We start from the raw sequence: 925 nt of genomic DNA, 5'->3' as shown, positions 1-925 counted from the left end.
CGGGGGTTTCTTTGGTGTGGTTGCAGGCTTCGCAGAGGCCGGCGCCGTTGGTGCTGGTGGTTTGGCCGCCGGCGTGGTGGGGGACGATGTGGTCCAGGTGGCGGATGGGGGCGTCGCAGTAGGGGGTGCGGCAGGTGTGGTCGCGGGTGTGGATGAGGCGGCGCAGTCCGGTGGGGAAGATCCGGGCGCGGGAGTCCATGGCGGTGAGGTCGCCGGTGCCGGGGTGGGTGTAGAGCCGGCGGAGCCAGGTGGTGAAGTCCCGTTCCTTGGCGTTCGTCCCGGTTTTCGTGAGCAGTTCCCGGGCCCATTCGGCGGGGACGGTGCCGTAGCCGGGGAGCCGGGCGGGTTCGGCGTCGGCTTGGAAGAGGGTGCGGTCGGTCATGATGAGCTGGATTTCGATGCCGCTGATCCCGCCGGGGGTGCCGGTGGTGCGTTCGACGAGGGTGTCGGCCATGGCCTGGCCGCGGCCCCTCGAATCTCCCTCATTGCGGAGGGTGTCGGCGTGCCGGGTCAGGGCCGTGTGGACGGCGATGCCCTGGGCGACGGGCAGGAATGCCGTTAGGTGGCACATGGTGTCGGGGGCGGGGCGCAGGCTCACGTGCCGTTCGGTGGCGGCGTGCGCGGCGCGCTGGGTGACGGAGCGSGGGTCCAGCCGGTACGCGGCGGCCCGCGCCGCGGCAACAATGGCCCGGTCACCSGTGCCSGYSAGGRTGCCGGTGTCGGCGGCGAGGTGCTCGTCGACGGCGGCCCGGTCCGCGGCGGTCAGGCAGGCGGTTTCGCGAACGATCAGCGTGGCCCGCCATTCGTTGAGGATCCCGGATTCCAGCGCCGCGAGGGTGTGCGGCATTTCGGTGATCAGGGCCTTGGCCAGGCCCAGCAGCCGACCGCCCTTGGCGGGGGATTCGCGCCGGGCGAGGGCGATCTG

At 72.1% G+C, this 925-nt stretch carries 1 protein-coding gene; it reads right to left on the bottom strand.

Annotation, left to right across the window (positions count from 1 at the left end; all coding sequences use genetic code 11):
* The coding region (locus AB4Y72_RS19660; protein WP_441427813.1) for a DUF222 domain-containing protein at nucleotides 1-925 on the bottom strand (925 nt) is incomplete at both ends.

It is taken from the genome of Arthrobacter sp. YAF34, from assembly GCF_052113245.1.
Classification (GTDB): Bacteria; Actinomycetota; Actinomycetes; order Actinomycetales; family Micrococcaceae; genus Arthrobacter.
The sequence above is the reverse complement of the archived record's forward strand: the minus strand, read 5'-3'. Positions and strand labels throughout refer to the sequence as shown.